We start from the raw sequence: 16,761 nt of genomic DNA, 5'->3' as shown, positions 1-16,761 counted from the left end.
ATGGAAAACAACAGAAAAGAACAGGAACGGGCGGAATTACACCGCACGATATGGAATATGGCAAATGATCTAAGAGGCAGTGTAGATGGATGGGACTTTAAGCAATATGTTCTAGGAATGCTGTTTTACCGCTACATATCTGAAAATATTACTGCCTATATTAACGCCGGAGAATGGGAAGCTGGCAATACGGAATTTGATTATGCTAAGTTATCCGACGAAGAAGCAGAACAGGCACGAGAGGATTTAATTAAGACAAAGGGCTTCTTTATTTTACCCAGCGAACTTTTTGAAAATGTCCGAGCTCGTGCAAAGGACGATGAAAACTTAAATGAAACACTGGAACAGGTTTTCAGTAATATAGAGGCATCTGCCCAAGGAACAGAGAGTGAAGATAATTTCAAAGGTCTGTTTGACGATATTGATGTTAACAGCAATAAGCTAGGTAACACTGTAGTAAAGCGTAATGAAAAGCTGGTTAAGCTAATGAATTCTGTTGGAGAAATGAAGCTGGGAGATTACAAAGACAATACCATAGATGCATTCGGTGATGCTTATGAGTTTTTAATGGGTATGTATGCATCCAATGCAGGAAAAAGTGGTGGTGAATACTATACGCCGCAGGAGGTTTCTGAACTCCTTACCCACTTAACATTAGTAGGAAAAACTGAAGTCAACAAGGTATATGACCCCGCCTGCGGTTCTGGCTCTCTACTGCTAAAGTTTGCAAAAATCTTAGGAAAAGAAAATGTACGTCAAGGTTTCTTCGGTCAAGAAATCAACATTACAACCTACAATCTGTGCAGAATTAATATGTTCCTGCACGATATTGATTATGACAAATTTGATATTGCCCTTGGGGACACACTAACAGATCCGCAACATTGGGATGATGAGCCTTTTGAAGCCATTGTATCAAATCCACCTTACTCTATTAAATGGAAGGGCGACAATGATCCTATTTTGATTAACGATCCCCGTTTTTCTCCAGCGGGAGCATTGGCTCCTAAGTCTAAGGCAGACCTTGCTTTTATTATGCATAGTCTCTCTTGGCTTGCAACAAACGGAACAGCGGCTATCGTATGTTTCCCCGGTGTAATGTACCGCGGAGGCGCTGAAAAGAAAATCAGGCAGTACCTGATTGATAATAACTATATCGACTGTATCATTCAGTTACCGGATAACTTGTTTTATGGTACCAGCATTGCTACCTGCATTATGGTGCTGAAGAAGTCTAAATCAGAAAATAGCACCTTATTTATCGATGCATCAAAGGAATTTGTAAAGGTTACGAATAACAACAAGCTTACACAAGAAAATATTGAGACCATTCTTAACGCATTCAAAGATAGAAAAGATATAGAGCATTTTGCTAGGCTTGTGCCAAACAGTGAAATAGCTGAACAAGATTATAACCTGTCTGTTTCTACCTATGTTGAACAGGAGGATACCAGAGAAAAGATTGATATTGTTGCCCTCAATGCTGAGATAGAAAAAATTGTGGCGAGAGAGCAGATTTTGCGGGAAGAAATAGATAAGATTATTGCGGAAATTGAGGTGGGCAAATGAGTAAGTTAGATGAATTGATTGCTGAACTTTGTCCAGATGGAGTGGAGTTTGTAACAGTGGAAGAAATTTGTGACATTACACGTGGGAGAGTAATGTCCAAAAATTATCTAAGAGAAAATACTGGTGTTTATCCCGTTTATTCATCACAAACAGCAAATAACGGTGTTTTTGGCTACATAAATACTTTTGACTATGACTGCGAATCCGTAACATGGACAACAGATGGAGCAAACGCTGGTTCTGTTTTTTATCATATTAACGAAAAATTTAGTATAACAAATGTTTGTGGATTATTAAGGGTTAAAAATAATGAACTGGTAAGTACTAAGTTTCTATTTTATGTTTTGCAAGTATATGCAAAAAAATATGTTAATGATGGTATGGGTAACCCAAAATTGATGAGCAACGTCATGGCAAGGATTTCTGTTCCCCTTCCCCCTCTAGCTGTTCAGCAGGAAATTGTCCGTATTCTGGACAATTTCACAGAGCTTACAGCAGAGCTTACAGCAGAGCTTACAGCAGAGCTTACAGCAAGGAGAAAGCAGTATGAGTATTATAGGGATCTACTATTGACTGATCTTAACGAAGATACTGTTAAATGGATTTCGCTTAAAGAATGCACCCTACCAACATCAAATATAAAATGGTCTTTGGAAGATGAATCAACAACTTACAAATATATTGATTTAACGTCAGTTGATAGAGAACTACATTATATTACTGAAACACAGGAAATCAATAAAAACAATGCACCAAGTAGGGCACAACAAATCGTAAAGGCAGGCGATATTTTGTTCGCTACTACAAGACCTTTATTAAAAAGATATTGTTTAATTGATAGTGAGTATGATGGACAAATATGTAGCACTGGATTTTGTGTTTTAAGGGCAAATACAGATATTGTTCTACAAAAATGGGTTTTATATCACATTGCATCTTCTTCTTTTTATTATCATGTTGAAAAGTATCAACAAGGTGCAAGTTATCCAGCAATATCCGACACAAATGTTAAGGATTATCGGATTCCTGTCCCTCCCATTGAGGAACAAGAGCGCATCGTAGCTATCCTCGATCGCTTTGACGCTCTCTGCAACGACTTAACCAGCGGCATTCCGGCCGAAATCGAAGCACGGCAAAAGCAATATGAATATTACAGAGATAAACTGTTATCTTTCAAGGAGGTGACGGCATGAGCATTTACAACATCGTTGCCAGTACTGATGAAGCAACGGTTGTTGCTGAATATGCAGCTGAATATAATGTCCGTCCTGAAAAGTATCAGAGCGAGGCAGAACTTGAGCGGGAGTTTATCAGGCAACTAACTTCACAAGGATATGAATATATTTCAGTACACAATGAAGCTTCATTGATAGAAAATCTCCGAAAGCAACTTGAACTGCTTAATGACTTCACTTTTACTGACAGTGAATGGGATAGATTTTTCACAGAATGTATTGCCAATACAAATGAGGGTATTGTTGAAAAAACCAGAAAGATTCAAGATGACCATATCCAGATTCTAAAACGTGAAGATGGAACAACAAAGAACATATACCTTTTGGATAAAAAGAATATCCATAACAATCGTTTGCAAGTTATTAATCAATATGAAGAAGCAGGCGGCAAGCATGAAACCCGATATGATGTAACAATCCTTGTAAATGGACTTCCACTAGTTCATGTAGAGTTAAAGCGTCGTGGTGTTGCTATCCGTGAAGCTTTCAATCAGATAAAAAGATACCAGCGTGACAGCTTTTGGGCGGCTTCTGGTTTATTTGAGTATGTACAAATATTCGTAATCTCCAATGGCACCCATACAAAGTATTATAGTAACACCACAAGAAATGCTCATATCAAGGAGCAAAGCAGTAGTGAACGTCGAAGAAGCAAAAAAACAAGCAACAGCTTTGAGTTTACCAGCTTTTGGGCAGATGCAAACAACAAAATTATTCCTGACCTTGTGGACTTTACTAAAACATTTTTTGCCAAGCATACCCTCTTAAATATACTAACAAAATATTGTATTTTTACATCTGAAGATCTGCTCCTTGTAATGCGTCCTTATCAAATAGCTGCTGCAGAACGTATATTATCACGTATTGTAGTATCAACCAACTACAAGAAGATGGGCACAACTGCAGCTGGAGGATATATTTGGCATACAACAGGCTCTGGTAAGACATTGACCAGTTTTAAGACAGCCCAATTAGCTTCTGCCTTGCCTTACATAGACAAGGTACTGTTTGTTGTTGACCGTAAAGACCTAGACTATCAGACTATGAAGGAATATGACCGTTTTGAAAAGGGAGCAGCTAACGGTAATACGTCCACAAGAGTTCTTCAAAGACAATTGGAGGACAGGGATGAAAAAGGAAATCCTCATGAATACAAAATCATTGTAACCACGATTCAGAAGTTGGATATATTTATACGTAAAAACAAACAGCATGATATTTACAAGAAACATGTGGTATTGATTTTTGATGAGTGTCACCGTTCCCAATTTGGTGAAATGCATCAAGCTATCACGAAGAGTTTTAAGAACTACCATATCTTCGGCTTTACGGGAACTCCGATTTTTGCTGCTAATGCCAGTTCAGGAGGTAACCCACTGCTTCGTACAACCGAGCAGGCTTTTGGAGAAAAGCTACATACCTATACCATTGTAGATGCCATCAATGATGGGAATGTTCTGCCTTTTAGAATAGATTTTATTAATACCATCAAAATGCCTGATTACGTTAATGATAAAAAAGTTTATAGCATTGACAGAGAAAAAGCCTTAGCAGATCCACAGCGAATCAGTGAAATTGTTTCTTATGTTCTTGAACACTTTGATCAGAAGACGAAGCGTAATAGTTATTACACATTCTCCGCGAAATGGGAAGAAGCAGATAAGCACAACCCTAAAAAGATGATTGAAAAGCGTGAAACAAGGCGAGTTGCCGGTTTCAACTCCATATTTGCTGCTGCATCCATCCCAATGGCAATCAGATACTATAATGAGTTTAAGAAGCAGATAGCACAAAAGAACCGTAACCTTACCATTGCAACTATTTTCAGTTTTAGTGCAAATGAGGAGGAGCCAGATGGACTGTTGCCTGAAGAGGATTTTAATATGGAAAACCTTGACCAGAGCTCCAGAGACTTTCTTGAGGCGGCTATCCGAGATTACAATTCCACATTTAGTACAAATTACGATACTTCCTCGGACAAGTTCCAGAATTATTATAAAGACCTCTCTCTTCGTGTAAAGAATCGGGAGATTGATATATTGATTGTTGTCAATATGTTCCTGACAGGCTTTGATGCAACAACCCTGAATACGCTATGGGTAGATAAAAACCTGAGACAGCATGGACTGATTCAGGCTTTTTCAAGAACTAACCGCATCTTAAACAGCGTTAAGACCTATGGTAATATCGTTTGTTTCCGAGATTTGAAAGAAGAAACAGACAAAGCTATTGCACTATTCGGCAATAAGGATGCTGGCGGTATTGTACTGTTAAAAACATACGAAGAATACTATAACGGCTATGATGATAAAGGTGAATATAAGCCAGGCTATGCAGAACTGATTACAACTCTTACAACACAGTATCCCCTTGGCCAACCTATTATCGGAGAAGAAGCAGAAAAAGACTTTATCCGGTTATATGGAGCAATACTTCGACTCAGAAATATTCTTACTTCCTTCGATGACTTTGAAGGAAACGAGATTTTATCTGAAAGGGATTTTCAGGACTATCAGAGCATTTATATTGACCTGTATCAGGAATATAGAAAAGGTACTGATGGTGACAAAGAAACTATCAATGATGACATAGTTTTTGAGATTGAACTGGTCAAGCAGATAGAGGTAAATATTGACTACATCCTTATGCTTGTAGCTAAATATCAACAATCCAACTGCAAGGATAAAACCATTCTTACGACCATTGATAAGGCTATCAATTCGAGTATTGAACTTCGAAGTAAGAAAGAACTTATCGAGCGTTTTATAGAGCAAGTCAATGTATCGACCAAAGTGGATGAGGATTGGCGAAAATTCCTCCACGAGCGTAAAGAAGCGGATATTTCAGCAATTATAGAAGAAGAAAGATTAAAGCCCGAAGAAACCCGCCGTTTTATCGACAATGCATTCCGAGACGGAATGCTTAAAACGACCGGTACAGATATTGATAAAATCATGCCACCTGTATCCCGCTTTGGCGGAGGCAGAGCTGCGAAAAAGCAAGGAATTATCGAAAAACTGATGTTATTCTTTGAGAAGTATTTAGGGTTGGTGTAGCAACTTGCATTACGATCATTAATTATAATTAGCATTATAGTTGCTATGCTAATTTTTAGGGGGAGGGAAGACAGTGGAAATAGAAAACTTGAAAAGTGAAGAATATGGAGAACAATATAAAGAACATTTACTTGAACAATGGAAAACCTGTGTTGAAATGGCCAATAGTAATAGTGAGCGACGAATCAGTACTAACAATGTATACATCACAGTCAATGCTGCTATTATTGCGTTGATTTCATTTACGTTTGATTATAAAAGCATACTTCTATCTATAGTCGGAGCAATTGTAAGTATACTGTGGTTAAATTCGATAATAAGCTATAAGAAACTTAATAGTGTTAAATATCAAATAATAAATGAAATCGAAAAAAAGTTGCCCATATCTCCATATGCCTATGAATGGTCATTGCTTGGAGATAATAAAAAGTATAGGCGATTTACACATCTGGAACGAATTCTTCCATGGCTTTTTATTATCCTCTACATAATATGCATATTTTGGCAAGTGGCAATTTGTATTTTTAAATGAACACATACATGAACAATAGTTGTGCAGTAGTATTACGAAAATACATGTAAAAAATTTTTATACTAAGGAGGTTAATAAAATGTATAATTTATTTATAAGCCATTCATGGACTTATTCGGATGCATATGACAGATTGGTTGATCTATTAGATAACGCTAGCTATTTCTCGTATAGAAATTATTCTGTGCCTAAGGATAACCCTATACACAATGCCCCGACACAGTGGCAGCTAAAAGAAGCCATTAAAGCTCAAATGGCTCCTGCCAGTTGTGTTTTAATTCTTGCTGGTGTCTATTCTACATATAGTAAGTGGATTAATATAGAAATAGACCTTGCGAAAAATGGTTTTTATACTCCAAAACGGATTATTGCAATTGAGCCTTGGGGCTCTGAACGAACTTCACAAGTCGTTAAAAATGCAGCTGATGAAATTGTTAAGTGGAATACCAGTTCAATTGTTGGAGCTATACGTAAATAATTGTATAAAAAAAGAGACCAGTCACTACAAGCAATTACACTTGAACATGACTGGTCTTTTTTGTCCCGCTTGAAGCTGTTCAGTTAAGTTTTTCTTCAATCCCTAAGTGAACGCTTCTTTTAGGGGTGGTTTTTTATTTTGGATTAGATTAATTAATTAAAATTAAACACTAGATAAAAAATATGAAATACATGTCTTATATTAAATAAAAATGAATATGACAGAAAAGGTGGAAAAGTTATAGTTTTCTCAATAAAATATACTGAAATATGAAATTTTTATAAAATATTTAATTGTTTTCAAAAAAAGTAGTTAAAAACAATTTTATATATAGTATAATAGAATATGGATTTATGGAAATGCAAAATATTTAGAATAAAATATTGCAATATTTGTAATAATTTGGATTAAAAGTAAAAAAAGATGTAGCATAAATATAGTTATTATTTTATAATTATATTAAATAGATAAAAAATGTATTATTATTGGGTAAAATATAACTATTTAAATTATTAAAGAAATTATTATGGGGGGAAACACATGCCTATAAATTCAATTAAATCATATGATACATATAATTTGATCAAAGATGGACTTAAAGCATCTAATGCAAGGTCAAAAGCTATAGCTAATAATATGGCAAATATAAACACAAAAGGATATAAGAAATTCAATGTAATTTTTGAAGAAAACTTAAAAAATGGCTCAGATACAAAGGATTTATCATTGAAAATTACAAATTCTAGACATTTAAGAGGAAATAATGATTTAAATGGCGATATAGAAGTCGTAAGAGAAGAAAATACTAGTATGAGAACTGATGATAACAATGTAGATTTAGAACTTGAAAAAGTTAATCAAGCTGCTAATACATTAAAATACAATGCTTTGATTACTAAATTAAATGGGAAATTTAATAGTTTAAAAACTGTTATAAAGTAAAGGAGGGATAATTTATGAATGCATTTACATCTATGCAAATAAGTGCCACAGGTATTTCAGCAGAAAGATTAAGAATGGATACAATAACATCTAACATGACTAATTCAAGTACCACAAGAAGTGCAGATGGTAGTGGTCCTTATGTTAGAAAAATAGCAGTTTTTCAAGAAGCACTTGATGAAAATAGAAAAATGGCAGGAATTAAACCAGTGAAAATCGTAGAGGATAAATCACCACTTAGAAAGGTTTATAACCCTACTCATCCTGATGCGGATGCAACAGGATATGTAACTATGCCTAATGTTAATGTGCTAAATGAAATGGCGGATATGATGGTATCTACAAGATCATATGAAGCCAATGTAGAAACATTAAATGCACTTAAAGGAATGTTTTCAAAAGCTTTAGAAATTGGTAAATAAGGAGTAAATAAGAATGAAGATTATTAATGGGTTTGACCAAAAACAAGTGTTATTTAACAATAAATTTGATGTTTTAAATAATAAAAATGGACAAGAAGTTACATCTAATAAAGAAAACAATGTGAGCTTTGGTGAAACATTGAAAAATTGTATAAGTGATGTAAATACAAAACAAGTACAAGCTGATAATTACACCAATGCTTTTGTTAAAGGTGATGATGTAAATATAGATGAAGTTATGATAAAAGGAGAAGAGGCAAGCTTAGCATTACAATTCTTAGTTAAAACTAGAGATAATTTAGTGGAATCATATAAAGAATTAATAAAAATGCAATTGTAACTGAAGTGAGGAGTGCTACGATAAATGAATAAACTTTTAGAAAAAGTCAAAGGGCTGTGGGAAAAGTTTAAAACTCAAAGCAAGAAAATAAAAATTGCTATTTTTGTATCCTGTGTTGCTGTAATTATTGCTATTGCAAGTACAGTAATTTACACATCATCAAATAAGTACCAAATTTTGTTTTCAAATCTTGATCCCAAAGATGCACAGACTATACTCGCTAAGCTAAATGAACAAAAAGTTACAACCAAAATACAAGGGGATACTATTTTAGTACCTAATGATAAGGTAGATCAATTAAGGCTAGAACTAGCTCCTGAATTGAAATCAGGAAGTAGTGGATATGAATTAATGGATAGTGGAAGTTCTTTTGGAATGACGGACGAGGAGTTTAAAGTTAAAAAGTTAAGAATGCAAGAGGGAGAACTTGAAAAAACAATAAAAAGTTTTTCTCAAGTACAAAGTGCAAGAGTTCATATAACACCATCTACAGACTCAGTTTTTGTTAAGGAAAGTACGCCAGGAAAGGCTGCTGTATACTTAGAGTTAAAGACAGGAAGCGAAATTACTAAAGATCAAGTGAAATCAATAGTTGCACTTGTTTCAGGTAGTACAGAAAATATTCCTAAAGAAAATATTGAAGTCATAGATGATAAGATGAATTTACTTACAGCTAATTTAAATGATGATGAAAATGAGATGATGAGCTCAGAATCGTTAGATAAGCAATATTCTTTAGAAAAAAATTATGAAAGTAAATTACAAAAGGAAATAGTAAGCTTATTAGAACCTGTTATAGGTAAAGACAAGGTTAAGGCTACTATTAATGTAGACTTAGATTTTGATTCTAAGCAACAAACACAAACAGTTCTTGATCCTAATAAAGTAGTTGTAAGTCAACAAACAATTAAAGAAGTTAATAATAATGGTACTGATGGGAACATTAGCGAGAGTCCCGTTGATAATAATATAAGTAACACTACAGATAATAAAAATAATACAAATTCTAATTCAACAAGAGAAGAACAAAAAAATAACTATGAAATTGGAAAAACTGAAACTAAGGTTATTAGCGCGCCAGGTGAAGTTAAGAGAATGACAGCTTCAGTTGTGGTTGATGGAAATTTAGACGCAGCAACGCAACAGGCTATTGAAAATGCAGTATCTAATGCAATTGGATTTAATTCTGTTAGAGGAGATCAAATTTCTGTATTAGGTATGAATTTTGATCCAAGTCTAAAAGAAGACGCTCAAAACCAAACAGATGCATTTAATGCAGAAGCTAAACAAAAGGAAATGCAAAAATATATAATTATGGGTGCTATAGCATTATTAGCTTTAATTATAATAATAGTTATTTTAGTTAAAAAGAGAAGAAAAAATGCTAAAGATGAGTATGATGATGAAACTCAATTGTTAGATGTAGTAGTTGGGGATGAAAAAGAATCAGAATTATTTGAACCAATAGAATTTGAGACTAAAAATGAAAAAACTCATATGGAAAATGAAATTAAAAAATATGCCACAGATAAGCCAGAGCAAGTGGTTGAAATTATCAAAGCTTGGCTTGCAGAGGATGAGAGGTGATAGTCTGTGAGTAAAGAACCTAAAAAATTAACAGGAGTTCAAAAAGCAGCAATACTTTTTATAACGCTTGGACCGGAAGCTTCATCAGGAATATTGAAAAAATTACCTGAGCAAGAGATTCAAAAGATATCATATGAAATTGCTAATATAACTTCTGTTACATCAGAACAAAGAGAAGAAATTTTAGATGAATTTTTAGAAATAAATAAAGCAAGAGATTATATAATTGAGGGCGGAATGGATTATGCTAAAGTTTTATTATCAAAAGCTTTAGGTGCACAAAGAGCAAATGAAATCTTAGAAAAAGTTTCAGAAGCTACATCACAATACAGACCATTTGCTATTGCTAGAAAAGCTGATGCTCATCAGCTTTTAAATGCAATAACTTATGAACATCCTCAAACTATAGCTTTAATTTTATGCTATTTACAAGCTGATAAAGCAGCTCAAGTTATGGCAGAACTTTCAGAAGAAACTCAATCAGAGGTTGCATTTAGAATTGCAACTATGAGTAATACATCTCCAATGGTTATAAAAGAGATAGAGGCAGTACTTGAAAGTAAGTTGTCTTCTGTAGTAAAGACAGAGATGACAAGCTTAGGTGGAGTTCAAACATTAGTTGACATTTTAAATCAAGTTGATAGAACAACTGAAAAGAATATTACAGAGGGTCTTGAAAGAGAAGATGCAGAACTTGCAGATAAGATTAAGAGTTCTATGTTCGTATTTGAAGATATTATTACTCTTGATGATGTATCTATTCAAAGAATTCTTAGAGAAGTTGAAGTTGGTGATTTATCACTTGCACTTAAAGGCTGTTCAGAAGATGTTGCAAATGCAATTTATAGAAATCAATCTAAGAGAGCTGCTGCTTCTTTAAAGGAAGATATGGAATTCTTAGGACCTGTAAGACTTATGGATGTTGAAAAGGCACAACAAAAGATTGTTTCTATAATTAGAAGATTAGACGAATCAAATGAAATAATAATTTCAAGAGGTGGAGAAGATGCAATCATCGTATAGTATTATAAAAAAGAACTGTGCTTTGGATGCAGAAAAAAAGAAAATTTCTACTGAATATATATCTAAGAAAAAGAAAACAGAGTTTGAAGAAAATATTGAAGAAGAAGTTCAAGAAAAATTTTATTCAAAAGAAGAAGTAGATGCTTTAATTGAAAAGTATGAAGAAATAGGAAAAAGAATAATACAAGATGCCAACAATGAAAAACAGGGAATCATTTTAAGAGGAACCATGCAAGCTCAAAATTTGGAAAAAGAAGCTTATGAAAAGGGATATGAAGAAGGGCTAAAAAATGGTTATGATGACGGATATAAAAAAGCTTATGATGAAAATATAGATTTAGCCAAAGCTAAATCTAAAGAAATTATTAATAAAGCAGAAGAAGTTCTAAAATCTGCTAATGAGAATTATGCTGAATATTTAGAAGAGAAGAAGTCTGATATTATAAAATTATCTTTAGAGATTGCTAAAAACATCTTAAGAAAAGAATTAAGTTATGAAGATTCAATGAACTTATTAGTTGAAGAGGCTATTGAGTTATCCAAAGGTGAAGAGAATTTAATAATAAAATGTAATTCTATTCATGTTGAAGAACTTAAGTCACAAGTTAATAGGTGGAAAATATCTTATTCAATAAAAGATGAAATCTTTATATTAACAGATGATTTTATGGAACCAGGTAATGCTACTATAGAAAAACCTAATGGCAAAGTAATTGTTGGATTTGATATAGGCATGGAAGCAATAAAAAAAGAAATATTGGGACAAGATTAGGAGTATTAAACATGATGGATATTGACTTTAATAACTTAATCAAGAAGGTTGACAATACTAATTCAATATATACTGAAGGTGTAGTTAATAAAGTAATTGGTCTTACAGTTGAAGTAAAAGGCATAAAAGGATTTGTTGGAGAGTTATGTATTATATATAATGAAAAAAATACTCCTGTTAATTGCGAAGTGGTTGGTTTTAAAGATGGATTTGTTGTTTTAATGCCATTAGATGAATTAATAGGAATTTCTCCAGGATGTAGAGTAGTTCCAATGCGTAAGCCTTTAAGTGTAAGATGTTCTGATAAACTATTAGGTGAAATTATTGATGGATTAGGAAAGCCACTAAGGGGGGAAGAGCTTCTAGAAGGAGAAGATTACCCACTAGAAAATAATCCACCAGATCCTTTGAAAAGAAAAAGAATTAAAGAAATAATGCCAACAGGTATTAGAGCTATAGATGGATTCTTAACTTGTGGAGATGGTCAAAGAATAGGTATTTTTGCAGGAAGTGGAGTTGGTAAGAGTACTACTCTTGGGATGATAGCAAGAGAAGCAAAGGCAGATGTCAATGTTATTGCTTTAATTGGAGAAAGAGGTAGAGAGGTTCTGGAATTTATAGAGAAAGATTTAGGACCAGAAGGTATGAAAAAATCAGTTGTAGTTTGTGCTACTTCTGATAAACCAGCATTAATAAGATTAAAGGGTGCTCTTACAGCTACTGCAATAGCAGAATATTTTAGAGACAAAGGTAAAAAAGTAATTTTAATGATGGATTCTGTTACAAGATTTGCAATGGCTCAGAGAGAAGTAGGTCTTGCAATAGGAGAGCCTCCTGCAACAAAGGGATATACACCATCAGTATTTGCTAAGTTACCAAAATTAATGGAGAGGTCTGGGACGTCAGAAGATGGTTCAATAACTGCTTTTTACACAGTTTTGGTTGATGGAGATGATTTTAATGAACCAATAGCAGATGCTGTAAGAGGTATCTTGGATGGGCATATTGTACTATCAAGATCTCTTGCTCATAAAAATCATTATCCTGCAATTGATATATTAAATAGTGTAAGTAGACTTATGAATTCAATAGCTCCACCACAGCATATAAAAGCAGCTTCTATTGCTAGAGACCTTTTAGCAACATATAAAGAATCAGAGGATTTAATTAATATAGGAGCATATGTAAAAGGTAGTAATAAAAAAATAGATTTAGCAATTTCTTATCATGATAAAATAGAAGAATTTCTGCGTCAAACTGTTAATGAAAAATCAAATTTTGATGAGAGTATAAGTTATTTAGTGTCAATGTTTGAATAGTAAATATCACACATCAGTAGTGGAGGTATGGTAAGTGGCAGAAAAATTTAAATTTAGTTTAGATAAGCTTCTTGAAATAAGACAAGATAAAGAAGAAGAGAGCAAAAGAATTTTTACTGAAACACAAAGACAAAAACAAAACACTGAAAAAAAATTAAATCAATTAAAGTTTAATTATGATAAATATAATGGAATTGTTCCAGGGGAAGATGTAGTATACCAAAAATTAAAAAGGTATTATCTTCAAGGACTTGAAACTGGAATTAAAGAAACTGAAAAAGATTTAGTTTTGAAGGACAAAAAAGTGAATGAAGCTAGAAGTGATTTGGTATCTAAACAGGTTGATAGGAAAACTGTTGAAATATTAAAAGAAAAAAAATTTTTAGAGCACATTAAAGAGGAAGAAAGGGTTGAACAAGTTAACCTTGATGAAATAGCCCTTTATTCATATATGAGAAGAATCAATGAAGGGAGGTGAGAATAAATGAAAATGAATATAAGTTCTAATTTAAATTTAACATCATTAAATACAGAATCTAATGTAACACCATCTAAAGTTAATAGTGTATCACATAGTAATGATAAAAATTACACTGCAAAAAGTAAAGATGATACAAGCTTTAAAGATGTACTAAATGAAAAATCAAATACAAAAGTAGAAAATACAAAGAATGATAGTGAAAATATAAAAGGTAAGATTGAAGCTGTAGATAAAAATGTTAATGACAAAGATGTTAATGTAGAAGAAAAAATTAATGAAATAGAAGAAAAACTTGATACTGCATCAAAAGATGAAATTATTGAAATGTTAAATTCAATTTTTAATATGTTATCTTCTGTTAAAGATGAAAATATTGAAGTAAAAGATTTAAATTCTGATATATTGAATTCAATAATTAACAACTTAGGTAAAGAAAATAGTGATTTACCTAAGCTTCTTGAAAATCTATTAAATGCTTCAGAAAGTCCTTTAACTAATTTATTAAATTCTGATAATAAAGATTTATTAAATAAGTTATTGAGTAAGTTAGGAAATAAACTTGATGAAGATACAGATGTATCAAATAAAGTTAAAGATTTAATGAGCCAAATATCAAGTTCATTAGAAAATAAGGAAAATAAAACTTCTAACTTTAATACTGCATTTAAGAATTTTGAGCAAAATGCCAATTCTCAAATGAATAATCAAAATATTGAAGAAGAAAAAGTACCTACAAGCACTTCAGATGAAGATGATTTTTTAAATAAGCTTTTAAACAATAATAAAGATGATAGCGTATTAAATAAAATCAATTTACTTTCTTCAAGAAATGAAATTAATTCAAATAATGTAGCTGCTCCAACTGAGCCAGTAACAATAAATAAAGCAACTATGGGAGACGATTTAATTAAAAATGTTAAGCTTATGATTACAAACTCTATGAAAGAATTAACAGTAAAAATAAACCCAAAAGATTTAGGTCAAGTTACTATTAGTTTGATTCAAGAAAATGGAATCATGAAAGCTAACATAAAAGCAAATTCTAAAGAAACATTTGAACTTCTTTCACAAAATTTAGTTGAAATGAAAAAAGCCATAGGTGAACAAAATATAAAAGTTGCTGATGTAAATGTAGAATTGTATCAAGAAGATACTACATTCTTTAAAGAACAAGGCTTTGGAAGAGGATTAGCTAAAGAAAATCAAAAACAAAACAGTAATAATGGACAAACATCTGAAATTGATTCAGTGGAATCAGAAGATGATATTATAGAAGATTTAAATAGTAATTTAGACTTTTTTGCTTAGGAGGTGAAGTTATGACTTTTTCTATGAGTGATGTAAATGCAGCTCTCGGTAAGACCAATGCATCTAATGCAGCAAATAGTAAGACTAATTCTACTCAAGGAAAAATGACAACTGATAGAGGAACTAAAATATCTAAATCAGGTCAAGAATTTGATAAAAACTCATTTTTAAAGCTTTTATCAGCTCAGTTATCTAATTTAGATCCAACATCCGATCAAGACTCAACGGCATATGTTACTCAAATGGCACAATTTGCAGCTATGGAACAAATGTACAACTTAAATGATACGATGAGTAATTTTTCATATCAACAATTAATTGGTAAGGGTGTAACACTAGATGCAGCAAATAAAAAAGGTGAATTATATACAGGCGTAGTTAGAGGAGTGTCTAAAGATAAATATGGTACTTATATTTCTGTAGAAGTTAATGAAAATGGTAAAAATGAGTACAAAGTATTTGATGTTAGTAAGATACAAACAGTCTTAGAAGTTCCTAATTATACAGCGTCAGATGTTAATAGCATATTAGTGAATTCAGACTTTTTATCAGCTTCAGCTTTAAAGGATCAAAAAGTAGTTATTTCTACTTATGATGAAAATAATAAGAACATCATAATAAAAGGAACCATAAAAAGTACATTTATAGATAATGGTGTTGTTAAAGTTAGAGTAGAGACTGAAGATGAAGAAGGAAACTTAATTACAAAGGAATATCCATACGCTTCAATAGTAAAAGCAGGAGATTTAACTGAAGATGACATGAATGTTAAACCAGAAGAAAAGCCAGAGGAAAAGCCTGAAGAGAAACCAGAAGAAGATTCAAAAGTAGAAAATACAAATAAGGTGGATTCACAAAATCCAACAGAAGAAGAAAAGGTAAGTCAAGTTTTAGGAATGGTAGATAATAAGGACAAGGCAGGATACGGACAAGACTATGCAAATGACCTTGAAAAATTACAATCAATATTAGGAAAATAATTGAGTTATAGAATAATCAATGGTCAAGTGTATCCAATAGGTACCTTTGAACCTGTTAAGAATACCAATCCAAAATTTACAACAAAAACAGAAGAAAAAAATAGTTTTAAAGATGTATTAAATAATGTTATCAATAAGAATCAAGGTTTTATTGTATCAAAGCATGCAGCTGAAAGACTAAATGAAATTAACTTTACAGATAAAGATATGCAAGAAATTGAAAAAGGATTCCAAATCGCAAAAGATAAAAACTCAAAGAATTCTGTTATTTTGTACAAAGATACTGCATTAATTGCAAGTATAGAAAATAGGACATTAATAACAGCTATTGAGAAAGAAAGAGCAAAAGATAATATATTTACCAATATAGATAGTGTGGTAATACTATAGGCTGGACCTTAGACAATTGACAATTGACAATTGACAATTGACAGTTAAGGAATAAATAATTTTATGATTGTAAATTGAATATTGTAAATTGAGCATTGTTAACATGGAAGCCTAGACTTGTTGAATGATAGAGACAAGTTAACGAATTATGATTTGGAGGCAATAAAATATGTTAAGATCAATGTATTCTGGAATAAGTGGAATGAAATCTAATCAAGTTAAATTAGATGTTATAGGTAATAACATTGCTAATGTAAGTACTACAGGATTTAAAGCATCAAGTGCAAGATTTTCTGATATGCTTTATCAAAATATGTCATCAGCAAC

The 16,761-nt window shown here is 32.4% G+C and carries 17 protein-coding genes; all 17 read left to right on the top strand.

The annotated features are described in order from the left end of the window. Nucleotides 1-1,569, top strand: coding sequence for a type I restriction-modification system subunit M (locus RGC78_RS03430; protein ID WP_309556049.1), 1,569 nt, complete (start codon nt 1-3; stop codon nt 1,567-1,569). After that, nucleotides 1,566-2,762 (top strand): restriction endonuclease subunit S, encoded by a 1,197-nt coding sequence (locus RGC78_RS03425; RefSeq protein ID WP_307149262.1) that lies wholly within the window; start codon nt 1,566-1,568, stop codon nt 2,760-2,762. The genes RGC78_RS03430 and RGC78_RS03425 overlap by 4 nt, the downstream gene beginning before the upstream one ends. Next, nucleotides 2,759-5,860: a type I restriction endonuclease subunit R gene (locus RGC78_RS03420; RefSeq protein WP_309556048.1), complete on the top strand. Its 3,102-nt coding sequence runs from the start codon at nt 2,759-2,761 to the stop codon at nt 5,858-5,860. Before RGC78_RS03425 ends, RGC78_RS03420 begins: the two co-directional genes overlap by 4 nt. Before the next feature lie 73 nt (nt 5,861-5,933). Next, complete coding sequence (locus tag RGC78_RS03415; RefSeq protein ID WP_048601839.1) at nt 5,934-6,392, top strand: RipA family octameric membrane protein; 459 nt, start codon at nt 5,934-5,936, stop codon at nt 6,390-6,392. 79 nt (nt 6,393-6,471) lie between these two features. Then, nucleotides 6,472-6,870 carry a TIR domain-containing protein gene (locus RGC78_RS03410; RefSeq protein ID WP_309556047.1) on the top strand — a complete coding sequence of 133 codons (399 nt, stop codon included), beginning with the start codon at nt 6,472-6,474 and terminating at the stop codon, nt 6,868-6,870. Nucleotides 6,871-7,410: 540 nt separating this feature from the next. After that, nucleotides 7,411-7,812, top strand: a complete 402-nt coding sequence (flgB, locus tag RGC78_RS03405) for a flagellar basal body rod protein FlgB (protein WP_252224824.1) — start codon at nt 7,411-7,413, stop codon at nt 7,810-7,812. Between the two features lie 14 nt (nt 7,813-7,826). Beyond that, nucleotides 7,827-8,234, top strand: a complete 408-nt coding sequence (gene flgC / locus RGC78_RS03400; RefSeq protein ID WP_252212653.1) for a flagellar basal body rod protein FlgC — start codon at nt 7,827-7,829, stop codon at nt 8,232-8,234. A 13-nt stretch (nt 8,235-8,247) separates the two neighbouring features. Next, nucleotides 8,248-8,574, top strand: a complete 327-nt coding sequence (gene fliE / locus RGC78_RS03395; RefSeq protein ID WP_252212652.1) for a flagellar hook-basal body complex protein FliE — start codon at nt 8,248-8,250, stop codon at nt 8,572-8,574. 24 nt (nt 8,575-8,598) lie between these two features. Further along, nucleotides 8,599-10,161, top strand: coding sequence for a flagellar basal-body MS-ring/collar protein FliF (gene fliF, locus RGC78_RS03390; protein WP_252224828.1), 1,563 nt, complete (start codon nt 8,599-8,601; stop codon nt 10,159-10,161). Nucleotides 10,162-10,167: 6 nt separating this feature from the next. Further along, the gene (gene fliG, locus RGC78_RS03385; protein ID WP_252224831.1) at nt 10,168-11,184 is read left to right on the top strand and encodes a flagellar motor switch protein FliG; all 1,017 of its coding nucleotides are present in this window, start codon (nt 10,168-10,170) and stop codon (nt 11,182-11,184) included. Further along, the gene (locus RGC78_RS03380; protein WP_252224834.1) at nt 11,168-11,956 is read left to right on the top strand and encodes a FliH/SctL family protein; all 789 of its coding nucleotides are present in this window, start codon (nt 11,168-11,170) and stop codon (nt 11,954-11,956) included. The genes fliG and RGC78_RS03380 overlap by 17 nt, the downstream gene beginning before the upstream one ends. Before the next feature lie 11 nt (nt 11,957-11,967). Then, nucleotides 11,968-13,275: a flagellar protein export ATPase FliI gene (gene fliI / locus RGC78_RS03375; RefSeq protein ID WP_252212648.1), complete on the top strand. Its 1,308-nt coding sequence runs from the start codon at nt 11,968-11,970 to the stop codon at nt 13,273-13,275. A gap of 34 nt (nt 13,276-13,309) precedes the next feature. Next, nucleotides 13,310-13,753: a flagellar export protein FliJ gene (gene fliJ / locus RGC78_RS03370; protein WP_252212647.1), complete on the top strand. Its 444-nt coding sequence runs from the start codon at nt 13,310-13,312 to the stop codon at nt 13,751-13,753. Nucleotides 13,754-13,759: 6 nt separating this feature from the next. Continuing rightward, nucleotides 13,760-15,064, top strand: coding sequence for a flagellar hook-length control protein FliK (locus RGC78_RS03365; protein ID WP_252224843.1), 1,305 nt, complete (start codon nt 13,760-13,762; stop codon nt 15,062-15,064). Nucleotides 15,065-15,075: 11 nt separating this feature from the next. Further along, a complete protein-coding gene (locus tag RGC78_RS03360; protein ID WP_252224846.1) occupies nt 15,076-16,044 on the top strand; it encodes a flagellar hook assembly protein FlgD in 969 nt (322 codons plus the stop codon). Beyond that, nucleotides 16,045-16,434 carry a TIGR02530 family flagellar biosynthesis protein gene (locus tag RGC78_RS03355; RefSeq protein ID WP_252224849.1) on the top strand — a complete coding sequence of 130 codons (390 nt, stop codon included), beginning with the start codon at nt 16,045-16,047 and terminating at the stop codon, nt 16,432-16,434. Between the two features lie 169 nt (nt 16,435-16,603). Beyond that, on the top strand, nt 16,604-16,761 hold a 158-nt coding region (locus RGC78_RS03350), incomplete at its 3' end, for a flagellar basal body protein (protein WP_309556073.1).

Origin of the sequence: Clostridium aquiflavi, assembly GCF_031344075.1 — a bacterium.
GTDB lineage: Bacteria > Bacillota > Clostridia > Clostridiales > Clostridiaceae > Clostridium > Clostridium aquiflavi.
This window is presented reverse-complemented; position numbering and strand designations above follow the sequence as displayed.